We start from the raw sequence: 23,969 nt of genomic DNA, 5'->3' as shown, positions 1-23,969 counted from the left end.
TTACGATTAAACGGGTATAAATCTCTCAAACCCGCTATGACCAAGCTTGCTAATAGGATTCATCGCATTTTCTCGCTGCTAACTTAAAACAGCCCTGGTTTCTCTATGAGCACGTTCTGTTAATGGACTTAAATATTGAACGTGCTCGCAAGCCAACACGATTCCCCACTGTTTTTTTGCGCTCTGAAGTTGTGAGAGACAACATGGGTAGGGGCCACTTGTAAATGGTTAGCCTGCTCTATGGTGCTGGAGTACACCTCAGGGAATGTTTGTCGAGCCAAAGATATTGATTTTGACTATGACCAAATCGTAGTCAGATCACTTTCCCCGCCTGCATATGCTTATTAGCTGCTTAGTACTCAGCCTCGTGCCCAAAAGCATGATAAATGCCATTTGCAGGTGCGAAAAAAATTACATCTAACATACCTTGAGCGCCTTCCTCGGCTGTGTTTTTTGCATCCCTAGAACCCGAGTCAGTACGAAGTAACCCAGGTATAATCGAAATCACTAAATTACTGGACAGCCTTTCATCACCAGCAAGACACAAACTCAGCATATTTTGCGCTGCCTTTGCAATCCGATAAGCATAAGAGAAACCTTTACCATTAAAATCACCTCTGGCGTTCAGCTTAGTCGACCCTAAACGAGATGTGATATTGACGATTTTGGAATTATCCAGATAAGGGCAGAGGACTTGAACCATCTTGAACGCACTGACACAGTGAAGTTCGAACTGGCTTCTTAGTTCATTCACATCAATAGTTTCGATACTGCAACCCGTCGCGCCAACGCCTGCATTGTTGATAAGTAAATCTAAACGGGAAAAGCCTTGGTCGAGAAAAATGTCTTTCAGTAACTGTGGGCATTCTTCGGAAGTAATATCAGCAGTTAAGTGAAAATAGTTGTCGTGCTCAATGGGACAAGGTGAACGAGCAATACCGATGACTGTGTAATTTCGGGACAACAATTGCTTAGCCAGTTCTAACCCTATGCCCTTTGACGTACCTGTAATGAGTGCAGTATTCATAGGCAGCTAACTATGGCTATATGATTGTGAGGATAAAAGAGTGGCTCTCTGAAAACTAGCGTGATAGTCGCAAAATATCGTGAGAATTGGCCTGTCATCTCTTTGTGATCGCATCCCTCCCTTAAGAGAGCGTTTTGCTCTTCTCGACGAGGCGGAGAAACTCTGCTCGGTACCCCTCTAGATCGGGGCCTTGGGCCTGAGTGGCCCAGGCCTGCACTTGCGCTAGGGTGGCATTGCCCTTATGAGCAGACTCGCGCAAGACCATCCCAAACGCAGCTACTGCTGCCGAAAATCTCAGATTTGTAGAGGCTTTATCAAAGGTTAACCCTTGATCCGTAACCGATTGGGTGATCAACTGCGACTCATTTTGCTGAGGCAGCTTATAGCGCAGGTTCACCTGCAAGAGTTCATTGGATTGGAAGGTGGGAAGGGGCTGTTCACCTGACGGGGGCTCAATGGCAGGGCTATCATCTTGAACACCGGACGGAATAATTTCATATAAGGCGGTGACGGTATGGCCTGCCCCCAGCTCACCCGCATCTTTACGATCATCCTCAAAATCCTGACTCTGTAACAGTCGATTTTCGTAGCCAATCAGACGATAGCGCTGCACCTGTTTGGGGTTAAAGGCGACTTGAATTTTGACATCTTTAGCAATGGCAACCAGGGTGCCGCCTAACTCTGTGACAAGCGCCTTCTTCGCTTCCAATAGGCTGTCGATATAGGCAAATTGGCCGTTCCCTTTATTCGCGATCTGCTCCATCTTGGCATCTTTAAGGTTCCCTTGACCAAACCCCAATACGGTTAGAAAAACGCCTTTCTCCCGTTTTTGTTCGATCAACTCCACCAATTCAGCATCACTAGAAGGACCCACATTAAAGTCACCATCCGTGGCCAGAATAACGCGGTTATTGCCAGAGCGGATAAATTGCTCTTGGGCCACTTTGTAGGCTAGTTCTATGCCTTCCCCACCTGCGGTTGAACCCCCTGCTTCCAGTTGATCGATAGCCCCTAAGATTTTGGCTTTTTGACTACCGGGGGTAGAGGGTAAAACCAGTCCAGCACTGCCCGCATAAACCACGATTGCCACCCGGTCATTGGCATTCAATTCGTTCACCATCAATTGAAGAGAGGACTTCAGCAATGGCAGTTTATTGGGGGCATTCATGGACCCCGATACGTCCAGCAAAAAGACCAAATTACTGGGGGGTAAGTTCTCCGTAGACAACCGCTGACCCTGGAGCCCAATTTGTACCAGCCGATGTTGAGGATTCCACGGCGCTGCAGCCACTTCTGTAGTAACGGAAAAGGGCTGTTCCCCTTTGGGTTGGGGATAGGCGTAAGAGAAGTAGTTGATCAACTCCTCGATGCGAATGGCATCTTTGGGAGGACGTTGTCCCTGGTTAATAAAACGACGCACATTGCTATAGGCGGCGGTATCAACATCAATGCCAAAGGTGGATAGGGGATAAGCATTAGCCCTTAAAAATGGGTTTTCTTGAATCGGGTTATATTCTTCACCCGTTTGTTGAGCGTCAGGGTTGGGTATGGGCGGTGCCCCAGCCTCGATTTGGACCTGGGCAGGAGGGGCTTGGCTACTCGGCGCTGAGTCAGAGCCAGAAGTTTGGGAGGAACTACACGCCGTTAAAGCCGTTAATAGAACCAGGGTACTCAACCCATAGATTGGCCGAGAATAGCGTTGGGCTAAGGATCGATAGGTATGCTGCATGATCATGAGTTCCTATGGCGATGATGGACCTTCCTTTTGGGAGCACACGATATTTGCTGTGCGTACCGCTTAGTACGCTCTTATCTATCAATATTGCTTTATCCTTTCCAATTGAGATCGCTCTGTTTCCAAAAATGCAACCATACCAACTGTGCGATTCTGTATCACTATGGGGCCTCACCTATCGCAGTTGATACGCTGCCTGCTCAGACCCATGTCAGTTCACACGAGTCTAATGCGGGATAATTTGACGACGCATTTTGATAGAGCTAGATCTGCCAGCCTGTCGGCGTTTTCGCCGCTGAATCAAAATGGCTTTGGTCTTGCGAATCAGCCAGATGATCACTAACAAGACGATGCCGACGGCCAGTAGAGGAATTGCAAGGCCTAATAACGTCAATAAAACCGATAAAATGGCTTCGATGGTGGAGAGCACTGGATTACCTAGTCCTCCCGTCATGGTGGTGGCGGCAACGCGAGTAACGGAGGTGGTTGTTTCCACAATCCCGGCGGCACTGCCCCCAGCCAGAATGGCTAAGGTCCATTGCAAAACCGGATTCAGATCCCCTAGGGTGGCGGCAGTTAAGACGGAACCGACTGCGATCGCAGTCGGTATCTCGATCAAATCCAGTAGATTATTTACCCCAGGAATGTAGTAGGCTAAGACCTCGACCACGACGGCCGTGCTTAAGACGATCAGGGTAGGATAGGTGCCAATCCACTGTAAATTGGAGGCCAACGGCAAATCACCAAACAGGGCCGCCATACACATGATCAGCGGCGGGATAAAAACCCGTAAACCGCTCGCGGCACTTAGGGTAATCCCGAGACAGAGACTAATAAGGATTTCCATGGCGTTTTTAAGATCAATCCTTTTTTATAGTGCCTCAATCGCATCTTCTAGCGAAGCCAGGGTATTTTGCAGGAGGGTAAGCTGATGCTGATTTTGATAGGATTTCGGTTCTGCGTTGGCTTCCCCAATCGGGGTCAAGATAATTTTTTCGGCGGTGCGTTCATACTCCTGCAGAGCCGTTAAGGCCGCCGCTCGAAACTGTGTGAGATAGTAATGGGCAGCCTGTCGATAGCTTTCTTCATTCTTTTCAAACTTGGGCAAGTCCGCTTTAGAAACGGCAATGTTCTCCAGTTTATTGACCATATAGCCGGTGCCGCCAAAAATAGCGGCCCCCAAGGGGCCACCCATTAGCCAGCCTAATCCGGTTGCGATCGCAACCGGAGCGATTTCCTCTTCCTTCGATTGAGGGGATGATGTCGGCGGCTGGGGGGGCGAGGCAGCAGGGCCACTGGGAAACGCGAACCATAATTCTGCGGGACGAGGTTGGTTAAAGAATTCACACGCTTTATGCACCCAGCCCACTACTTGGCGCTGATGGTTGAGCCAGGTGGGTTTTAAGGTTTCGGTGAGCCAGGCAGGAAAACGGTCTTGTTGCAGGGCGATTTGGGCTCCCGTTTCATGGGTCCGTAGCAAGGTGGGCAAATCCAGCCAAGCTTTGGTATCGGCTACACTCTCTCGAAACCCTTTGATAATCAGCTTCTGTGCCCGTTCTTTAATCTCTAAGCGCTGTTGAGCTCGATCTTCAGCCTCGGTCTGAACTTGGGCTTGGACAAAGGCAATTTTTCCTTTGAGGGCGAGTTGGAGTCGGTTTGCAAGGGCGATCGCTCGCTGGGATTGCTGCGGAATGCCTTCCGTTTGATAGGTCTGGACAATACTGTGTAGCGCGGTCTCCAACATCGGCAGTCCCGTGGTTTGGGCAGCCGCCATATCCCCTTTAAGTCGGGCTCTCAAGGCGGGCAGCGCATCGACGCGGTAGAGGTTGCTAATCCCTGACGGCAGTTGAGACCGAAAGCTTTCGGCCACGAATCGCATCCGATTCATCACCTGTTTTTGATCCTCGGGGTCTAATAGGTTTAAGAAATTAACGACAAAGACAACACTTTCAATCCCCCGATCGAGCAGCCAATCCCGCAGATGTTCTCGCTCACCTAAGGTCATTAATTTGCGGCCATCCAGCATTTGAATAACTAAATCTGCCGTCAACAATTGCGCTTTGGCCAAGGCATCTTGAGCTTCTCGATCATTGGTCCCCGGCAAATCCAACAGCTCTACCCCCGTTTGCAAGAACGGATGGGGACAGCTCACTTCGACCGACACCACGTCTTCTCGCATCCGCCGATGATCATCCAAAATAGCGTACTGCTTGAGGATATCCGTGCCCTGTTCGATGATTTCTTGGCGACTTTGCAAACAGATGCGGGTTTGGAGGTGTGGACCATAGCGAACGGTAATGGCTGCCCCAGTGGTCGGGATCAAATCAATAGGTAGGGCCTTTTCTCCTAACAGAGCATTCAACAGGGTGGATTTCCCATAGTTGAAGGGACCAAATACCGCGAGTCGCAAAGTGGATCGGGGGCTACGATCGCAAATCGTTAATACCTCGCGCCGCAGTTCATCGGTCTCTTCCAGTTCAAGTACCCCCACTGCCATTTGCAGCCTTTGGATCAAATGACGGTAGTCTTCTGACCTATCCATCGCAGAATTTGACATCTTCAAATATGGACCTGATTTCAACTTCAGACTGCCTGCACAGAGCTGCATATCTTAGGCAAAAGCCCAGTCGCTCTTAATTGACGCTCGCTCTCCTCATTACGAGGAAGACGTCCCCTGTTCTTCCAACATAAATGAAGAAATAAATTTAGGCAGTAGTTTCAGCTTTATGCAGCTAGCAAATTTTGATAGGCCGTTTCAATTAACTCGCAGTCCGTAGAGACTGCTTGCTCTAAGTTTTCCAAACGGGCAACTTCTGTTTGACGATCAATCTCCCGAGAGTTTTTCTGCTCTAATAAGTTATCCAATTCTTGTTTGCGGGATTGGATATCCTCTTGCAAACGCTGCATCACCTCTTGGTTATAGGCATCAAAGCAATCTTGGACTGAGTTATAAATGGGCTGGTATTTTTCTTGAGCGATTTGGGGCAGACATTTGACAAACTCTTCCTTCGTGGCCTTGGTGAGCTGTTTGCGGGCATGATCCGCTTGCAAAGCGCCGATGCCTAATCCCACTAGGGCAAAGGTAATCGGTCCCAACATAATGCCAAAGACCGATGAGGCAATAAGAGCAATGCCAGCGGAGGTAAAGAAATTGAGCATAATGCTTTGGAAGTCGAACCCGGTGACGGCCATTGCTGCCCCACCAATATTCCCGGAAGCTAGGGAAAACAAGCCCATTGCCCATTTGGCCCATCCAGGCACATTGTCATTTGATTGGCGCTGGGGACCGCGAGCATGGACACTTTGCCCCGTCAATTTCTCAGTGATTCGATCGGTAATTCTGGCGTAGGAGTTGCCGTATTGCTCCGCGCTTCTGGATAGCTCTTCGAAAGCAGCTTTCAGATCGCGCTCGGCTTTGATACTCCAGGCAAAAAACTTATCGTTGACATACTGCTGAAAGGCTTGTTGGAAGGCCGCGTTAAAGGCTTCGCGCCGCCCTTGGCTAAATAGATCCAGCAGCTCTAGATCGGGGGGTTGATATTTCAGAAAGTCTTGATCAAAGGTGGTTTCTAAATCGAATATATAGGTACGAAATGAATCGGCAATGGATCGCGATCGCTGATCACGCATCCGATAAATATCTTCTTTAAAATGCTCACCAATCTCTTGCAAGTCTTCAAATTCCGGTTCTACGGACTCAATGCGTTGCTCTAGTTCCTGAACGCTCTGATCCAAAAGGGGAATGCGACGAGACGTAGCATCCTGGACTCGACTGAACGCTTGCCGCGCCAGGGTTCGGGCTTGCCGCAATTCAGAAATGGCTCGCTCCTGGGTGAGGAAGGTATTCAGCGCCGATAAAAAGCCCGGAAACCCTGTCCCCTCTAAGTTGGCGTCAGCGTCTTTGACTCGCTTGCGGAGGGCCTGCAAGGCTGAGATGGGAAAGACCCGTTCTTCATAGAGATCATAGCCATCGATCTGGCAGTATTCTGCCAAATTGGCATGAAAGACTTTATGGAGTTTGCGGGTGGCATCTTCTAGCTCTTCAGGATCATCGGGGTCAATCAGACTGTCCTGAATTTGGTCCCAAGCATTAATCAAGAAGAAGATTGACAGTCCCCGATCCTTGATGTAGTTCTCCAGATAGCGGCGTTCAGCGAGGGTGCAGGGTTGGGTGGCCCGCAGCACAAAGAGGATGGCATGACAGTTTTGAATAAACCCTAAAGACAGGTCGTTTCTTGCTTCCGTATCGTTTAAGCCAGGGCTATCAACAATCTCAACGCCTTTTTCCAGTAAAGGGAGAGGATATTCGACAACGGCATGGCTGACATCAGGAAAGGCAATCTGCTTTTGTTCCTCCAGTTGCTTTGCTTCTTCTGGGGCAATGGTATAGCGATCTTTGAAGCTAGCAAAATCAATTTGTTCGGGGGATTTACCATCATTGAAGTGGATGGTGACGGTCTTGTCGGGACCATATCTCAAGATGGTCAGCAACGCCGTACAGGGATTCACATCACTGGGCAGCAAATTCTCGCCAATCAGGGCGTTCAGGAAAGTGCTTTTTCCTCGCTTCATATCTCCCAGAACCATAAGCCGGAAGACCCCCTGCTTTAAATTGCGGCTGGCAATACTGACATCTTCAATTTCCTGTTGAAGCTGCAATGATCCCGAGGCAGATTGCCCTGCACGTTCGGCATCCTCTAAGGTGTCAGCAATGCTAGACAGGTGAGATGCAATTTCCTGACGAATTTGAGAAATGCGATCTAAATCTTGCAGAAAGCTGGCGGTTTCGACGGTATTGCTCATGTTGTGAGGAAGGTAGGCTGCTTTTCCAGCATACCCATCTGCCCTTTAAAATCCATCGAATAGTATTTGAGAATCAAGTTCTGCAACTGACAGTTGTTCTACTGTAGGAACGCCTCTCTAAATCGCTGAAATCTTGAAGTATGGGCGGTGATGGCTCTTCCATATAGGGGAGAAGATGATACTTGAATGGCATCTGATGGAGGCGGGGTCAATCTCGTAGCGTGCCTACTCGTCCTAACGCCTGCAAATTTAGGTTCTAACGCTTAAACTTCTTTTTGGGTTTTGCTGCTTTCTGCACCCGCCATGATGTTTCGGTTCCCATTTGTCCCACCTTGGTAAAGACAAAGCCATACCGCTCAAACTTTGGATACTTGCCCACTGAACGCCGAGACAATCCTAGGGTCATTGACAAGTCCGATGTTGGCAACAACCACTCATGGGCTGCCGCTTTTTCTAGTAAATCTAGTCGATTCGTCAGCGCTTGCACAGGCTCTGGCCGAGAGGCAAACGCATCTAAAAAAGTGGCAAAGTTCGCATTTGGATTCACGGGAGTCATGCTGTCTTCAGCAGTAACGGTCAAAGCGCTCGCGTCTACGCTGGATGCTTGCTCTGCAAAATCATGGATATTTCCACCAGCCTCAATATGATCGGCCAAAGCATCCAGTCGCCCAACATCGGCTGGGGTCACAAAGGCCCGCCGCCCCACTTTTGTGGGCTGTAATTCCAGTGCCGATAGACGATTGTAGAGAGCTGAACGCTTAATGTTATAGCGTTCTTGTAATTGGCTGACTGGAATGAGTTCGGCAGAATCTTTGGCCATAATACCGAGTAAAAACATTGAGGAACCTTGTTAGCCTAGGATACTCAACTTTGAGAGTCTTGCTAAGAGACCGTTGTTTTCCGTTACATCTGAGCCCTGATTATTCTGGAATAAACACTTCAGCCAGAAAAGGGGCTAACTCCTTATTGAGGCGACCGGCTCGGACAAATTCGGCGTAGGTATCTGCTTCAACCGCGAGTAGCTCCTCTTTAAGTTGCTCTGCGGTGAACTCCTTGAGCTGAGGATATTGTTTTTGCATCTCGTCCAGTTCGGATTCGATTTTAGCCAACTGTCCTTCAACTAAGGCTGTTTGATACCGATAGAATTCTGGCTCAATCCCTGGTCGGGAATCTCCTTTCTCTAGATAATCCAAGACCCGAGAGAGGGCTGCTCGACGTGCGATCGCAGCCATGTAATCCTGCTGTTGTGTCTGATCGCCAATCAACCCCAGGCCTTGGAGCAAAAACTTGGTCGTTAACCCTTGGACCAACAATGTAAACAACACGACGCCAAACACCGTGGCGATAATCTCTTCCCGCTCACCCAGCACTGCAGGCACACTCAAGGCCAGGGCAATGGATACAGATCCTCTTAGCCCTCCCCACCAGAGAACAGTTTGATCTTTTATAGGGATCTCTGACTTGGCGGTGACATTACTAAACAGCCCCAGAACATAAATGGAGACAGCCCGCGTCACCAGCATTCCCAAAATAGTAACGACAATGGTGCCCAAGTTATCGCCTAAAATGGCAAACCGAATCTGATCGCCAATTAGCAAAAAGACGATGGAGTTGACAAAGAAGGCCAGAAAATCCCAAAACTCTGTGACAATCAGGCGGGTCCTGGGGTTCATGCCAATTCGGGAACCGAAGTTGCCCAGCACCAGGCCAGTGGTGACCACGCCAATGACGCCAGAACCGCCCAAGTCTTCTGTCAGCAAATAGGTGCCGTAGGCAGACACCAAGGTCAGCGACTGCTCCACCAGGGGTAAATCAAAGCGTTGGGTAAGGTAGGAAATCCCAAAGCCAATCAGAGAACCAACACCAATGCCAATGCCAATCACGGCTAGTAGTTGTCCCAGGACTTGCGACGGTTCAAAAGTACTTACCCCCAGGGGTAGGCCTACCAGAAAGCTAAAGGCCACAACCGCCATACCATCATTAAATAGGCTTTCCCCTTCCATCAGGGTTTTAAGGCGTTTGCCTGCCCCCAGTTCCCGGAATAGGGCAATGACGGAAACCGGATCCGTGGCTGATAAGCTAGCGCCAATTAACAGAGCGGTGGTAAGAGAAATGCCGGCAAATTGGTTAAGGCCATAGGCGACACCACCCACGGTGATCACCACACCAAAAATGGCGTAAAGACAGATGGGAAATAAATCTTTTTTGAGGTCAGACCATTTCAGATTCCAGGCCGCTTCAAAGAGGAGCGGCGGTAAGAAGATGGCTAGAATCAGCTCTGGAGACAAATCTACTAAGCGGACATCGACAAAGGCTAGGCACAGGCCCACAATCACCAGCAGCAGCGTATAGGGAATTTGCCGAAACCAGCTAAACACCTGGGGTAGCGTGGCAACGCTTAAGGAGACCGATAACACCAGCAAAAATTGCTTGAGATTATTTGCGATCGCATCCTCTGCTTCCATCGCCACCTCAGCTACCATTGGATTGCTCAACAGCATTCAGTACTATTCCCCACAAACGTTTGTTTTGACTAGTGAGAGCGGATAACCCCGCTTCATTAACCCTTTATAGGCTACCCTGCTTAGGTTAGAATCTTGACGTCAGATTCCAGCAATCTCACCAGGAATGTGCTGCCTGGCGCAGCCCCAGTCAACTGATCGGGCTGATCAATGCGAGGACTAAAGGCTTGAATTTCGCCCTGCATTTGTTCTACTAAGGTTTTGGCAATGGCCAACCCTAAACCGGTTCCAGGAATATCGGTTTGTGCCTGTACCCCGCGATATTCACGCTCAAACACTCGATTTAAATCAGTCTGGGGAATCCCCGGTCCACTATCACTGATCAACAATAATTGTCCTGAGAGGCCGCTATCGGGGACTTGGCGATGGACCGCCATACACACCTCACCCCCAGCAGGGGTGTATTTCAAAGCGTTGTCCAACAGATTGCTACAAACCTCGCGCAGAGCCATTCCATCTGCTTGGATAGGAGGCAAATCCTTGGGAATGCTAACCGCTAGCTGTAGTTTCTTTTGATCGACTCGTCCCGCCGCTGATTGAATCAAGGGGCTGAGAATATCCATAAGCTGACAAGGTTGTAGATGCAGCTCATCCTCCCCTAACGGTAACGAAGGGGGGAGGGCGGGGGGAGAATGGGGAGGGGTGGATACCCAAGCGTCCACATCCCCAGGTTCGATAGCAGCTTCCCCTAAATCGATGGCATCGTCAAACTGGTGGAGCATCTCTTCTAAGCGATCGCTCTGTTCCACAATGCTGGCCGCAATCTTGCGATTGTTATCCGCTTCACTAAATCGCTTTTGGAGGAGTTTGCCCAAGGTTTTTAAAGCGGTGAGGGGATTGCGGAACTGATGTAGCAGATTTGAAAGGGTCTGATGCTGTTCCGACTTCAGGGCGCGCTGCTGATACTGAGAATTGGCTAGCCATTGCGATCGCTGGTCCAAAATACATGCGATCGCCAGGGTATCAGCAATCTGCTGCAATTGAGATTGTTCCCCCTCACTCCAGGCAAGGTGGTCTCGGGCAACGACCAGCAAGCCCAACACCATTTCATCATGGATCAAGGGAATCACGAGTCGTTGAGTTTGAGATAACGCCAGTGTTGAGTTGGGAGACACTAACGTTGGCCCATATTCCTTATGTTCCAGCTCTGAAGGGACTTCAGCCTGACTTGCAGCAGAGATGGAGGAAGGACGAATAATTGGGACAGAGGCGCTGGCGGGAAGTTGGAGGGTAGCGGGCTGTAGGTCGTGGGCAAGATCTTCAGGGTAAATAATGATGGGGACTAGCTCGCCTTGCTGCCGAGCGGGCAAATCCTTGGACAAATAAACAGCACCCATGTTGACTTGAAAGCTTTGTATTAGCAAGGTCACTTGTGTCTGACAGAGGGTGGTAAATTCGATGCTAACGGGCAACAACATAAGGTAGGAGCGACCAAGGCTGAAATGGGTTTCTCACCCTTACCCACTCTAATTGATTTCTAGAAGCTTTATCTGCAAATACTGAAGGAGCGGGTTGACATTCAATAGGTTTTCCCCTCCATTTTTTATTGAAAAATAGAGAAAAAGAATAACCGGAAGAATTCCTAATTTACGCCTCATCATTTTGCTGAGTCTCACGCTATCCATTGACAATAGTCGCAACCAGCTTTTTGTATACCCGAGAGAATAGGGTGTGAGCTAAAACGCAATTCATGCCAATAAGAACAGTCCACGTAAGCCTCATGTCTTAAAGGCCTTACAGGATAGTGATCCTATGAATTGATAGGTGAATAAGCTGACTAGAAAAATTTATTTTTGTTGAGGGATTGCGTATTTTTTCGATGACATCATGATGATAAAGTGAGCTTAATCGAATTAGAATCACTCCCCTATTCCTAAGCTAAGACAGTTACTGATGAACCTTAAAGATGGCTTCTGAATATCGTTTTCTTCGCCTTCGCTTTCACCTTCTCAGAACTTTGTTGGGATTATGGGGACTTTGCTCTCTCCCCCTGGGTGTTTCCGCACAATCTATCTCCCCGAGTAATCCCCCCCCTGACTTCAATCGGATTGAACCGGAAACATTGCCTGAGCCTACACCTCAAGTCCCTCAGAAACTCCCTTCTTCGGAAGACTTGTTAAACGCTCCGCCACAGCCCGTTCCCCAACCCGAATCTCCAGATAACCCTACCTTTATCACTGTCACCCAATATCGTGTGACGGGGAATACCGTCTTCAGTGAAGCAGAAATTGAGCGCGTTACCAAGCCGTTTACGGGAGATGCCGTTCCTTTTTCACAGCTTTTAGAAGCCCGTTCGGCCCTGACACAATACTATATTGAGAAGGGCTACATCACCTCAGGTGCTTATCTTCCAGCCGATCAGGTTATTGAAAACGGCATCGTCACGTTACAAGTTGTGGAAGGACAACTTGAGGATATCGAAGTCTCCGGCAATAAACATCTCAAATCTAGCTACGTCAGTAAGCGTCTAAACCTGGGAGCAGGACCGCCCCTGAATGTGAATGAGTTATTGGAATCCATGCGGTTGCTCCAGATCGATCCGCTTATCGGTAATATATCTGCTGAACTGACCGCTGGTTCAGGCCCAGGTTTGAGCATCCTGCAGGTGAAAGTTGAAGAAGCTCCCACGTTTGATGTGCAGTTTGTTTTAGATAACCAACGGTCTGGGAGTATTGGCAGCTTTCAACGACAAGTTGTGGTTAGCGAAGCCAATCTCTTGGGATTTGGGGATGGCGTTCGGCTGGGTTATGCCAATACGGATGGCAGCAATGAATTGGACTTTAGCTACACCGTTCCGATTAATGCTCGCAATGGCACCATTGGTGCAAGTTTCAGTCAGGTTTGGAGTCGAGTTGTGGAAGAACCCTTCGATCAGCTAGATATCGAAGGAGTGTCACGAGATATCAGTTTGACCTATCGCCAGCCCGTTATCCTGACGCCCCAGAAGGAGCTAGCATTAGGCATTACGCTGGGTCGCCAGGAAAGTGACACCTCTTTACTGGGCTTCCCCTTTCCTTTATCTCCGGGGGCAGATAATCAAGGCCGCACCGAAGTTTCTCAACTGCGATTATTCCAGGAGTGGACCCAACGGGGGAATGATTCTGTTCTCGCATTGCGATCTGAGTTTGGTATTGGGTTAGATGTCTTGGCCACGATTAATCAAACGGCACCTGATGGCCGATTTTTCCTCTGGCGGGGACAAGCACAGTGGGTCAAGCAATTTGCGCCTAGCAACCTCTTACTATTGCGTTCGACGGTTCAATTTGCCGATCGGCCATTAGTCCCTCTGCAGCAGTACGGTTTAGGGGGGCTGAATAGTGTTCGAGGGTATCCCCAGAATCTCTTACTCGTTGATAACGGATTATTTGGTTCCGCAGAATATCGTTTGCCCCTGGTTCGGTTTGGGAACAACCAACAAGGACTACTGCAGTTCGCTCCCTTCTTCGATATCGGTCATGGATGGAGCTACACCCTCCCTAACTCAAATCCAGGGAGGGAAGAGACTTTAGCGGCTGTCGGTTTGGGATTGAGATGGCAGTGGTCTGATCTGATGTCGGCTCGTTTAGATTGGGGAATTCCGATCCTCTCGGTGGGACAAGGTGCAAACAGTGGCTTTGATGACAGCCAGCTGTTCTTTTCAATTGTGGTGAGCCCATTCTAAGGATGGGATGTCTGGGGCATTCTATACTCTGTCTGCACAAAAGATCGTGCAGTTGGGCAAATTGGGAGTAAAAGACACTGCAAAAAACATGACGATGCAACTGCCTGCCAATTGGCAACTCCCTGATGAAATTAAACGCCGTTTTGGCCAAAAGGGGGCTGGCAAACAGCGGGCGATGCTAGCCGAGGATCATCTGCTACTGGTTCTCCATAAACTCCCCCAACCCGGAAGTCGGCAGCGGCAGGGAATCTTCTTTTGGCGCAATCCTCAAGGAATCTGGAAGTGCAGTGAGGGAGGAGAGGGGTTACCCCGACTTAAAAAACATCTCAAAGACTATAGCAAGGCAGAGCAGCAACTGAGCCAAGCGTATAGTCAAGCTGCCTTGGCAGACGACTATTTCCAGATCTTAGAAAACTTAGCTCCTCTCTGTCGTGCGGCTAAAAATATGATGGCTACCCTGCAAACTGCTCGGGAGGATGTCCCTGAGGATAGAGACATCATTGATCTACGGGATTGGGCGAATGATTTAGATCGGACGCTGGATTTGCTTTATACCGATGTTAAAAATGCCCTGGAGTTTGACTTAGCGCGACGGGTAGAGGAACAAAGTCGCCTCAGCTTGGAATCGGTCCGTACGGCTCAACGCCTGAATCTATTGGCTGCTGTATTTCTACCCCTCACTGCTCTGTGCAGCTTGTTTGGCATGAACCTGCCCCATGGCTTAGAACAGTCGCCTTTGGGCTTCTGGATTATTTTAGGTTTAGGGATTGCATTGGGAATAATCACACAGCGGTGGATTCTGCAGCCGGCTTCTAAAGCTTAATCCTTCGGTCTTCATTGGCGGACTAGAAACTCACTTTTTCTCAGCAAAAGTCTATGTCGATTTAACAACAGCGTTCAATTTAGCTGGTAGAGTTGGTGCGAGTGCAGCTTGAATACACTGAGAGCCAAGCAAAATGGTTAATCCTGGGATATTTCTCGCCATCGGTTTAGCGGTTGTCCATGCCTTTTTTTCTAAGCTTACTATCCCCAGTTTTATCCCTCACCATCGGTGGCTTTCGTTTGCGGGTGGGGTGTCTATCGGCTTTGTTTTCTTAGAGATTTTCCCGGAGTTGAGTCATGCTCAAGAAGAGATCGAACATGCACAAGTGCCGTTCATTATCTATTTAGAGAATCATGTTTATCTGCTGGCACTCTTAGGCTTAGTGGTCTTTTATGGATTAGACAGTTTGGTGTTACAGTCTCGGAAAGCCAATCAGGAAGAGCAAAATACTGATGGTGCTGGTACCGTTATCTTTTGGATTCATATCAGCGCTTTTGCTGCCCTTAATGTGATTTTGGGCTATTTACTCCAAGATTTAGGGGCCCATAGTCTCTATACCTGCATCCTCTTTTTTGCCGCATTGGCCTTGCACTTTTTTATCATTGATCATCATTTGTATGAGCATCACAAAACCCCCTATAACCAGCGAGGACGGTGGTTGTTGGTAGCTGCGATTATTTTGGGGATGGTCTTAGGACAATCGGCCATGCTAGATAAGGCAGGCGTCTTGATTATTTGGTCGTTTTTGGCGGGCAGTATTATTCTCAATGTGCTCAAGCGGGAACTGCCTGATGAGCAGGAGAGCTGTTTTATGTCTTTTATTGTGGGAGCTGCTTTGTATACCGGACTTTTACTAGCGAAATAACCCCGGTTGAAACTGCCGCAGTCGGAGGGCATTGGTTACCACTGAGACAGAGCTAAAGGCCATGGCTGCCCCCGCAATCATCGGGTTAAGGAGCAATCCCCAGAAGGGGTAGAGAATCCCAGCAGCAACAGGGATGCCAATAATGTTGTAGATAAAGGCAAAGAAGAGATTCTGACGGATGTTACTCATGGTAGCCCGACTCAGTTGGATGGCCGTGACGATACCCTGTAGATCCCCTGAAATCAACGTGATGTCGCTGGCGGCAATGGCAACATCAGTGCCTGTGCCAATGGCTAGCCCTACATCTGCTTGAGCTAAGGCAGGGGCATCGTTAATGCCATCCCCCACCATAGCGACGATGTGGCCATCAGCCTGGAGTTGCTGGATGGTGGCAGCTTTTTGGTCGGGGCGGACTTCTGCTTTTACCTGTTCAATATGGGCTTGAGCTGCGATCGCACCAGCAGTACGCCCATTATCCCCCGTTAGCATCACCACCTCTAACCCCATCTGCTTCAGGGTTTGGACCACTTCGATCGAGGTGGGTTTCAAGGCATCCGCAATTCCCATAATGGCTTCGAGCTGATGATCCACTGCCAGCCAAATCACGGTTTTGCTTTGGGCTTCCCATTGATGGGCATAGGTCTGCAGCGTATCCGTTTCGATCCCTAAGGTCTGAAGCCAGCGCTGGGTGCCAATATGAATCTGGTGGCCTTGGACTTGGGCTTGGACGCCTTGACCTGCGATCGCAGCAAAGTTTCGTGTATCACTCAGCGATACGTCCACGCCCTGGGCTTGAGCGTAACGGACGACCGCTTCAGCCAACGGGTGTTCGGAGTGGCTTTCGACGATACTGGCTAGCTGCAAGAGATAAAGCTCATTGCCATGACTGGTGCCCTTTACCGTCCTAAAGTCTGTCACAGTCGGCTTCCCCTCGGTCAGGGTGCCTGTTTTATCCAGCACGATGGTTTGAATTTGATGGGCTAGCTCTAAGCTCTCGGCCCCTTTAATCAGAATGCCGTGTTCTGCCCCTTTGCCCGTACCCACCATGACCGAAGTCGGCGTGGCTAATCCCAAAGCACAAGGGCAAGCAATAATCAGAACACCAACCGCTGTAATTAAGGCCAAGGAGAGAGTTTGGGTGGTGATTAGCCAGACGATAAAGGTGATGACTGCAATGGTGATCACTGCTGGGACAAACCAGCCTGTGACTTGATCGGCCAAGCGTTGAATCGGCGCTTTCGATCCTTGCGCCTCTTGCACTAATTTGACGATCTGAGCCAAGACCGTCTCTTTGCCCACATGAGTAGCCCGAAACTGGAAACTGCCTGTTTTATTCAGCGTTGCCCCAATCACGAGATCACCGGGTTGCTTAAGAACCGGCTGGCTTTCCCCCGTTACCATTGCTTCATCTATGGTGGATTGACCTTCAATGACTTCGCCATCCACGGGGATTTTTTCTCCGGGACGGACGAGAACAGTATCGCCCGGTTGCACAGTTGCGATCGCAATCTCCACGACCTGCCCATCCCGAATCACCCGCGCCGTTTTGGCCTGCAAGCCCATCAACTGACGAATCGCTGTAGAAGTTTGGCCTTTGGCTCGCTCTTCAAACCATCGTCCCAACAGGATTAGGGTAATCACCACAGCAGAGGTTTCGTAGTAAACCCCAAGGCCCTGGTTTGCTCCTGCGGGGATAAAGGTCACCGCCAAAGAATAGAAAAAAGCGGCACTGGTCCCCAGGGCCATCAGCGTATCCATCGTGGCAGTTCGCTGCTTTAGAGCCTTAAGTGCTCCGCCATAGAAGGGATAGCCACACCAGAACTGGACTGGCACAGTCAGAATAAGCTGCAAGATGGGGTGATGAGCCCAGCCTGGAATCCATGCCAAGGGGATGCCTGTCATCATTGGCAGTGATCCCACCATCAGTAAAATGCTGATCACACCACCGATAAACACTTTGAGTTGAAGTCGTTGAGAGGATGGGGAGGTAAGACGCTCAGACAGATCATCTGCTAGCTGGTACCAATCCCGATCATCCAGAACCTCAGCTCCATATCCAGCCGCATCAATAGAGGCAGCCACGGTTGCAGGTTTTATTTGAGTGGGGTTGTAGTGAACTGTCGCTTGCTCGGCCCCAAAGTTGACACTGCAGTCCTCAACACCATCTAAATTCTTGAGGACTTTCTCGATACTGTTAGCACAAGCAGCACAGCTCATCCCGTCCAGTTTTAGTGTCACTGTTGGCATCGCGTCACACTCCTCCGCAAATCAGACAGCCATCAGGCTACCCCCACTCAGGTGATCAGACTCTAATTCCAGTGTAAATCCTGCTTACGATTGAACTTCTGAGAGTTGAGAAGTTTCAAGGGTTCCTAAAGATCGATAATTATCCGTTTCTCGAAGGCGCTGACTGAGAAATCGGCAAATTTCCAAAATAATATGGGGGCGCTGGGTCATTAGGCTAATAAAGCGGTTCTTCTCCAGCTTTAGCAATGTGCAATCTTCTAATGCGACGGCTCCATCCCAATGGGGAGCGTCATCAAACAAAGCCACTTCCCCAAAGTATTCACCAACTGAAAGCTGCTTTAAATCGCAGGATTGGTCATCAATGTTTTTCACAATCTGAACCTTACCCTCAGCAATGATGTAGAAGTGAGTACACCAGCTCCCTTCCGAAAAGATGGTTTCACCAGCCAGTTTTTGCTCTTGTTCTAGGGTTTGGTCAATCAGCAGTAGCTCATCCAGCGATAGGTTCTTAAACAGAGCGACTTCCTTGAGCAGCAGCAGGCGTTTCATAAATTGATGGGTGGGTAAGGGATCTGGATCAACCGACAGAAAAATCTGTTCTGCCACGGTTTTGACCAGGGAGTCTGGATCATTGACTAAAGCAGAGGGTACCCCCGCTAGGGCAATTAAAGCCCCGATCCGAATCCATCGATCCTGAGTTTCCAAGGCCTCTAACAGTAATTTATACCCTTTATCGCGCATCCATTGGGGTTCAACACAGCTCCGCCCACTCGTTGGCTCTTTTTTGACAAACTGTTCCAGCACGGGCAGAAGCGGTAAGACAAAGCGACGATTTTTCAAGGAAGCCAAGGCTTCGACCGCGCTGGCTAAATCCTTTTGCTCATTAGTGCTCAAAATCCGATTAATGGCGTTGACGGTGCGGTCATGGCCCAAACAGGCCAAAATGTAGAGCACCTTTTGCAACAGGCGATTGTGAAAATCTTCAATGGCTAAGGCTAAAGGTTGCCAATTGGGGTCTGTGCTGGGGAGTTGCTGCTGCCATTTGCGGGTATGGACGAGCTGCTGAAACTCAGGCGCTAGGTGTTCATACAAGATCTTGCCAGCTTGGCGATTACGCACCTGTCCGATGGCTGCGATCGCAGTATTCACTACGTCCGTATCCTTCGCAGATAAACTCTCTTGGGCCATCAGCAATCCCGTCTTGCCATAGGCCGGCAAAATCTGAGCCGCCTGCTGGCGAACCCGAGGATCAGAATCTTCAAATCCGACGGCAATGTGAGTGACATAGTCAGGGACATGGACCACACCCAATAACTGAAAGGCGGCAGCTCGCACTAAGGGAGCCGGATGATCGAGGGCCGTAATGGCGATATCCGCTAGGTCCCGGTCCCCAGCTTGGCCCAGAGTAGCCAGGATAGCCAAGCTCTCCTGCTGGATGCCGGGGTCGTCCTGGATCAGTAATTTCGTGAGCAACGGCATCAATCTACGATCGTGGCTGCAGGCGACTACCCGCACAACGGCTTGACCCGCAGCTTCAGACAAACCTGAGTACCAGATTTGATCACAGGTGGCTTGCAGGGTTTCGTCCATTTGGCCGACTTGATCGACGGCGACAGCGGCTAAGGACCGAATGGTTGGATCGGCTTCTTTTAAAAGGGTCTGTAGCTGTTCTGCTGTAAAGGGGTAACGATTCGCAATCAGTATCTCTAAGGCGGTGGAGCGAAGTGCACCAGAAGCGGTCTGCAGGCAATCTTCGAAAATCGCGACGGTTTCTGGATCGGGATTCGTGCTGAATAGACGAACAATAGCCGTTTGCAACTCGGGATCGTCCTGTCCTAGCAAGGGCTGGACATCCAGATAAAACTGGCTGGGTTGCCCCAATTGGGTTGCAAATTCCAGACCCTTAATTTGAGTGTAGCGATCGCTATCTTTGAGCAAGTCGCGAATCACCGCATTGGACTCTGCCGGAAATTGCGCTTGCACATCCCCCAGCTCATCTAAGTTAATGGCATCCGAACGAATCATTTCTTCTAGACCCTGGGCATAGTACTTGCCCATGGGTAAGCGCAGGCCAAATAACACGCAAGTCAGGCCAATGGCTATCCAGGAAATTTGGGCCAAGCTGAGGGTGTGATGGCAGATCCACAGGAGTCCCCCCGCTGAGGTTAAGCCCACTGCATAGAAAAAGCCATCGCTCAGGGTGCGAATTCGACCGAGAAATTCTCGGGGAACGGCATTGTAGTTGAGTTGATGAACGGGAATATTGATGCTTTTGTAAAGACCATCCCCATTGATATGGAGAGCGATGGCAGCCGGTAAGCTGGTTTGCAGGACAATGCCAAACAAACCAAACAGCGTCGTTAAGGGATAGACCACATTCATCCGCGCCACCCCGACCCAGTGCAAAAGGGGACGGGTAAAGCAATAGAGCACTAGCACCTGAATAACGCTGACACTCACCCGCATCAGGCCTAAGAAACCGGTGAGGGCATCTTCGGTAAAGTTATCGGCGTAGATGCTAAACCATAAGAATTCGGCGGATAGGTAGATGATGACCAGTAGGAAGCTGCTGGCGGCGAGGAAGAGCATCAGCGGGTAGCGCCTCACCAAGTCAGGAAAGGTCTTCAGGGCTTCAATCATGCCCACATTGTCTGTTTTACTGACGGTTTCAATTTGGCGCTGGGTGTTTTCCAGGAAAAACAATTGTGCGATCGCAATTCCAAATACAACCGGCAACCCCAGCAATAGCTCCCGGGTAGAGAAGAAGTGGGACAGCAGCGCCGTCAATCCACCTCCGACTAAGGTGCCAGCCGCTTGGGCCATACCAATAAACGGAGCATAGCGCTTATAGTCCAGAGCCGAAAAATAATCTGTTAGTAAACTGGCATAGAGAATATTGTTGTGAAAGTCCCACTGAAAAAAGACCAAAATTAGGACAATATAGTAGGTGACGAGTCCTGTCTCAGCCAGGAGGAACCACATGCCGACGGCCATCACTGCGGCCAACAGCAGCATATAGCGAAACAATTGGGGACGGCTGTAGCGATCCACCACCTGTGAGAACATTGCATAGGCCGGGATCGAAAACAGACCAATCAAAATAAAGGCAAGGGGTAAGCCATCTGCACCCACATGGGTGAGGAAGAGTGAATTGGCCACGGCCATTTCAATGACGCTATAGGTCAGCACCACTACGGCCAGAAGCAATAGCTGAGTCAGTCGCCCCAATTTCCACGGGGACGAACCAGACGGACGCTCAGCTAAGTTGACCATAAATACACTCTGCTCAATACCTAATTTTGGCTTAATTTCCGTCTCAGTTGAATAATCCTTAGAGCTGATCCCTAGTGATCCCTTCCGTGAGTCTTTCTGAGCCTAGGGCATGCTTGGATTAATCCAGGCAATCTCAATGAATTGCAATAAGTTATCTCTCTTCTTGCCCAGTATTCGGTTGAATACCGTTCCTCGATCACTACAATTGAGGTAGAGCAACGGATCCCTGTCTTTATTAGGATGAGGAAAAGGCCGTACATTAGAGGGAATCCAGTATGGAGTGGTATCAGCTGCATCCAGAGGAAGTCCTGCATCATCTGGACACCTCTCTTGATCAGGGGCTCTCCCAAGCTGAGGCAACGATTCGACAACAGACCTATGGCTTGAATGAACTGATCGAACAAGACCGCGAAAGCCCCTGGCAGATGCTGTGGAAACAGCTAACGGCCACGATGGTTTTAATTCTAATTGTGGCTGCAGTTCTATCCGGTTTGCTGGGGGATCTGAAAGATGCCTTAGCGATCCTAGCCATTGTTATTTTCAATGCTGGACTGGGCTTCTTTCAAGATTACCAGGCTGAACAAGCCATTTCTGCTCTCAAAAAACTGGCTGTCCCCTCTGTTCGGGTGCGCCGCCAGGACGCTTGGCAAGAGATAGGGGCTCAGTTCCTCGTTCCAGGGGATGTCATCAGCATTGAAGCGGGTAACCTTATTCCCGCCGATTGCCGAGTCCTTGACAGTGCCTCTTTACGGGTACAAGAAGCCTCTCTAACGGGAGAATCAGAGCCGATTGATAAGATCTCCGATGCCTTAGCCGATCAGCACCCCTTAGCAGAACGCCACAACATGGTCTATATGGGGACTGCCGTTACCTATGGTCGAGGTGAAGCGGTTGTCACTGATACTGGGATGAATACGGAGCTAGGCCGGATTGCGGCAGCGATCCAAACGGCAAAGCCCAGTCCGACGCTACTGCAGCAGCGGTTGGATCAGTTCGGCAAACAACTTGCGATCACAATCACAATCCTAATCCTGATCATTTTTCTCCTTGGACTGCTCCAGGGTGAAGATTTGCGGTTTATGTTTTTGACCGCCGTGAGTTTGGGAGTCGCAGCCGTTCCAGAAGGGTTACCCGCCATCGTCACAATCGCGCTGGCGTTGGGGGCTCAGCGGATGTTGAAGCATCAGGCCCTGATTCGGAAGCTGCCCGCAGTCGAGACCCTGGGTTCTGTGACAGTCATCTGTTCGGACAAAACCGGAACGCTGACTGAAAACCGCATGACCGCCACTAATTTGGTGGTTGCTGGCACAGAAATCACCCTCCCTCCTCCCGCCATCCCCCTAACCCCCAAACCTTCTTCCCATAATCATTTTCAAGACCTCCAACCCAATCAACAGTCTGCATTGGATGTGATGTTGACCGGGATGGCCCTCTGTAATGATGCCTGCCTGGAATTGGATCCCGAACAACCCGACCACTTCCTGCTTTTGGGGGATCCAACGGAAACGGCGTTGCTGGCCGTTTCGGCCCAGTTGGGCGCTTGGCCTCCCCAATCCCGGCAACATCTTCCCCGTTATCAAGAATTACCCTTTGATGCCAACCGCAAGTTGATGAGTACAGTCCATCAATGGAAGGCAATGCCTTGTTTAGAGACGCTTGCTCAACAGGCTCCAGCGCCACTCAACTCCTTAAAACTGATGTTCACCAAAGGGGCTCTCGACCGCCTCTTGGATGTCTCCAGTCATATTCTGGGCACAGATTGGATTGAGCCGCTTTCTGAGATAAAACGCCAGAAAATCCTCCAAGTTCATGATCGCTTGGCTTCTGAAGGAAAGCGTATTTTAGGCATTGCCCTGCGATGGCTTCCTCAAAGTTCGAATGGGCTATCTCTGCAAAACCTGGAGCAGGATTTAGTCTTGGTGGGATTGGTCGCTATGATTGATCTCCCCCGTCCCGAAGCGAAAGATGCCGTGTTCCTCTGCCAAACCGCCGGGATTCGCCCGGTGATGATTACGGGGGATCATCCGATTACCGCCAAAGCCATTGCCCAACAGCTGAATATTTCAAGCCACCCCCCGCTGACCGGGCAGGACTTAACCCAATTCAATCCGGCCCAGCTTGCTGACGCGGTTCAGCAAGTGTCTATCTATGCCCGCGTCTCCCCTCAACATAAGCTAGCGATTGTACGCGCTTTGCAGCAGCAAGGACAGATCGTAGCCATGACTGGGGACGGCATCAATGATGCCCCTGCGCTGAAACAAGCCGATATTGGGGTAGCCATGGGTATCACCGGAACCGATGTCGCCAAACAGGCCGCGGATATGATTCTGCTAAATGATGACTTTTCCACTATTGTGGCGGCGGTGCGGGAAGGACGGGTGATTTATGACAATATTCGCAAATTTATCAAGTACACTCTGAGCGGCAATTGTGGTGAGCTGTGGGTAATCCTGATGGCTCCTTTGGTGAGCATGCCCATTCCCCTCCTCCCTCTGCAAATTTTATGGATCAATCTACTGGCAGATGGCTTACTAGCAATTGGGCTGAGTGTGGAACCTGCAGAGCGTAACATTATGCGCCGTTCTCCCTACTCTCCCGCTGAGAATTTGTTTAGCCGCGGTGTTGGGCGTGATATTGCTTGGATTGGATTCTGGTTAGGCAGCCTGTTTTTTGGGGTGGGCTATTGGGGCTGGCAATCCGATTTAGCCCATTGGCAAACCTTAATCTTTTCCACTTTGGCGTTTTCTCGAATTTTCCTGGTCCAAGCGATTCGAGGTGAGCAAGAATCCTTTTTCAACATGGGGGTAATGAGCAACAAACCGTTACTCGGATCGGTGGTGCTAACCACTGGACTCCAATTATTGGTCCTTTACAATCCGATGTTCCAAAAAATCTTCGAAACCCAGCCCCTTTCTGTCGCTGAGCTGTTGCTTTGTCTTGCGATCGCAAGTCTGGGGTTCTGGGCGGTTGAACTACAGAAATGGGGGCTGCGCCCAAAAAAGCGCTAGTCACC

14 protein-coding genes are annotated in these 23,969 nt (G+C 49.8%); 4 read left to right on the top strand and 10 right to left on the bottom strand.

The genetic code is table 11. The features are described from left to right. Positions 1-352 precede the first annotated feature (352 nt). From Q0991_RS02910 to Q0991_RS02875, 8 genes are all read right to left on the bottom strand, one after another. Complete coding sequence (locus Q0991_RS02910; protein ID WP_299485347.1) at positions 353-1,027, bottom strand: SDR family NAD(P)-dependent oxidoreductase; 675 nt, start codon at positions 1,025-1,027, stop codon at positions 353-355. Between the two features lie 121 nt (positions 1,028-1,148). Next, positions 1,149-2,756: a VWA domain-containing protein gene (locus Q0991_RS02905; protein ID WP_299485345.1), complete on the bottom strand. Its 1,608-nt coding sequence runs from the start codon at positions 2,754-2,756 to the stop codon at positions 1,149-1,151. 232 nt (positions 2,757-2,988) lie between these two features. Further along, the gene (locus tag Q0991_RS02900) at positions 2,989-3,609 is read right to left on the bottom strand and encodes a DUF4126 domain-containing protein (protein ID WP_299485343.1); all 621 of its coding nucleotides are present in this window, start codon (positions 3,607-3,609) and stop codon (positions 2,989-2,991) included. A 24-nt stretch (positions 3,610-3,633) separates the two neighbouring features. Beyond that, the gene (locus tag Q0991_RS02895) at positions 3,634-5,319 is read right to left on the bottom strand and encodes a dynamin family protein (RefSeq protein WP_299485340.1); all 1,686 of its coding nucleotides are present in this window, start codon (positions 5,317-5,319) and stop codon (positions 3,634-3,636) included. A gap of 167 nt (positions 5,320-5,486) precedes the next feature. Further along, complete coding sequence (locus Q0991_RS02890) at positions 5,487-7,565, bottom strand: dynamin family protein (protein ID WP_299485339.1); 2,079 nt, start codon at positions 7,563-7,565, stop codon at positions 5,487-5,489. Positions 7,566-7,821: 256 nt separating this feature from the next. Continuing rightward, positions 7,822-8,385 (bottom strand): hypothetical protein, encoded by a 564-nt coding sequence (locus Q0991_RS02885; protein WP_299485337.1) that lies wholly within the window; start codon positions 8,383-8,385, stop codon positions 7,822-7,824. A 100-nt stretch (positions 8,386-8,485) separates the two neighbouring features. After that, the gene (locus tag Q0991_RS02880; protein WP_299485335.1) at positions 8,486-10,048 is read right to left on the bottom strand and encodes a Na+/H+ antiporter; all 1,563 of its coding nucleotides are present in this window, start codon (positions 10,046-10,048) and stop codon (positions 8,486-8,488) included. 101 nt (positions 10,049-10,149) lie between these two features. Further along, positions 10,150-11,505, bottom strand: coding sequence for an ATP-binding protein (locus Q0991_RS02875; RefSeq protein ID WP_299485333.1), 1,356 nt, complete (start codon positions 11,503-11,505; stop codon positions 10,150-10,152). Positions 11,506-11,993: 488 nt separating this feature from the next. On the opposite strand from Q0991_RS02875, the gene Q0991_RS02870 reads away from it, so the two are divergent. The 3 genes from Q0991_RS02870 (at position 11,994) to Q0991_RS02860 (ending at position 15,436) form a co-directional block, all read left to right on the top strand. Further along, entirely contained in the window at positions 11,994-13,748 is a 1,755-nt protein-coding gene (locus tag Q0991_RS02870) for a ShlB/FhaC/HecB family hemolysin secretion/activation protein (RefSeq protein ID WP_299485331.1), read from the top strand. Positions 13,749-13,836: 88 nt separating this feature from the next. Further along, positions 13,837-14,571 (top strand): CorA family divalent cation transporter, encoded by a 735-nt coding sequence (locus tag Q0991_RS02865; protein WP_299485329.1) that lies wholly within the window; start codon positions 13,837-13,839, stop codon positions 14,569-14,571. 133 nt (positions 14,572-14,704) lie between these two features. Then, a complete protein-coding gene (locus Q0991_RS02860; protein WP_299485327.1) occupies positions 14,705-15,436 on the top strand; it encodes a hypothetical protein in 732 nt (243 codons plus the stop codon). Here Q0991_RS02860 and Q0991_RS02855 read toward each other — a convergent pair. Both Q0991_RS02855 and Q0991_RS02850 read right to left on the bottom strand, forming a co-directional pair. Then, positions 15,425-17,683: a heavy metal translocating P-type ATPase gene (locus Q0991_RS02855; protein WP_299485324.1), complete on the bottom strand. Its 2,259-nt coding sequence runs from the start codon at positions 17,681-17,683 to the stop codon at positions 15,425-15,427. The two genes, Q0991_RS02860 and Q0991_RS02855, sit on opposite strands and share 12 nt — an antisense overlap. 84 nt (positions 17,684-17,767) lie before the next feature. Next, positions 17,768-20,956: a cyclic nucleotide-binding domain-containing protein gene (locus Q0991_RS02850; RefSeq protein WP_299485322.1), complete on the bottom strand. Its 3,189-nt coding sequence runs from the start codon at positions 20,954-20,956 to the stop codon at positions 17,768-17,770. Between the two features lie 275 nt (positions 20,957-21,231). On the opposite strand from Q0991_RS02850, the gene Q0991_RS02845 reads away from it, so the two are divergent. Beyond that, on the top strand, positions 21,232-23,964 hold the full coding sequence (locus Q0991_RS02845) for a cation-translocating P-type ATPase (protein WP_299485321.1): 2,733 nt from the start codon (positions 21,232-21,234) through the stop codon (positions 23,962-23,964). Positions 23,965-23,969 lie beyond the last annotated feature (5 nt).

Origin of the sequence: Acaryochloris sp. IP29b_bin.137 (genome assembly GCF_028285745.1) — a bacterium.
GTDB lineage: Bacteria > Cyanobacteriota > Cyanobacteriia > Thermosynechococcales > Thermosynechococcaceae > Acaryochloris.
The sequence above is the reverse complement of the archived record's forward strand: the minus strand, read 5'-3'. Positions and strand labels throughout refer to the sequence as shown.

What these genes read in the sequence shown, in the direction of transcription:
- Q0991_RS02910 (WP_299485347.1), bottom strand. Translation starts at nt 1,027, where the DNA reads ATGAATACTGCACTCATTACAGGTACGTCAAAGGGCATAGGGTTAGAA.
- Q0991_RS02905 (WP_299485345.1), bottom strand. Translation starts at nt 2,756, where the DNA reads ATGCAGCATACCTATCGATCCTTAGCCCAACGCTATTCTCGGCCAATC.
- Q0991_RS02900 (WP_299485343.1), bottom strand. Translation starts at nt 3,609, where the DNA reads ATGGAAATCCTTATTAGTCTCTGTCTCGGGATTACCCTAAGTGCCGCG.
- Q0991_RS02895 (WP_299485340.1), bottom strand. Translation starts at nt 5,319, where the DNA reads ATGTCAAATTCTGCGATGGATAGGTCAGAAGACTACCGTCATTTGATC.
- Q0991_RS02890 (WP_299485339.1), bottom strand. Translation starts at nt 7,565, where the DNA reads ATGAGCAATACCGTCGAAACCGCCAGCTTTCTGCAAGATTTAGATCGC.
- Q0991_RS02885 (WP_299485337.1), bottom strand. Translation starts at nt 8,385, where the DNA reads ATGGCCAAAGATTCTGCCGAACTCATTCCAGTCAGCCAATTACAAGAA.
- Q0991_RS02880 (WP_299485335.1), bottom strand. Translation starts at nt 10,048, where the DNA reads ATGGTAGCTGAGGTGGCGATGGAAGCAGAGGATGCGATCGCAAATAAT.
- Q0991_RS02875 (WP_299485333.1), bottom strand. Translation starts at nt 11,505, where the DNA reads ATGTTGTTGCCCGTTAGCATCGAATTTACCACCCTCTGTCAGACACAA.
- Q0991_RS02870 (WP_299485331.1), top strand. Translation starts at nt 11,994, where the DNA reads ATGGCTTCTGAATATCGTTTTCTTCGCCTTCGCTTTCACCTTCTCAGA.
- Q0991_RS02865 (WP_299485329.1), top strand. Translation starts at nt 13,837, where the DNA reads ATGACGATGCAACTGCCTGCCAATTGGCAACTCCCTGATGAAATTAAA.
- Q0991_RS02860 (WP_299485327.1), top strand. Translation starts at nt 14,705, where the DNA reads ATGGTTAATCCTGGGATATTTCTCGCCATCGGTTTAGCGGTTGTCCAT.
- Q0991_RS02855 (WP_299485324.1), bottom strand. Translation starts at nt 17,683, where the DNA reads ATGCCAACAGTGACACTAAAACTGGACGGGATGAGCTGTGCTGCTTGT.
- Q0991_RS02850 (WP_299485322.1), bottom strand. Translation starts at nt 20,956, where the DNA reads ATGGTCAACTTAGCTGAGCGTCCGTCTGGTTCGTCCCCGTGGAAATTG.
- Q0991_RS02845 (WP_299485321.1), top strand. Translation starts at nt 21,232, where the DNA reads ATGGAGTGGTATCAGCTGCATCCAGAGGAAGTCCTGCATCATCTGGAC.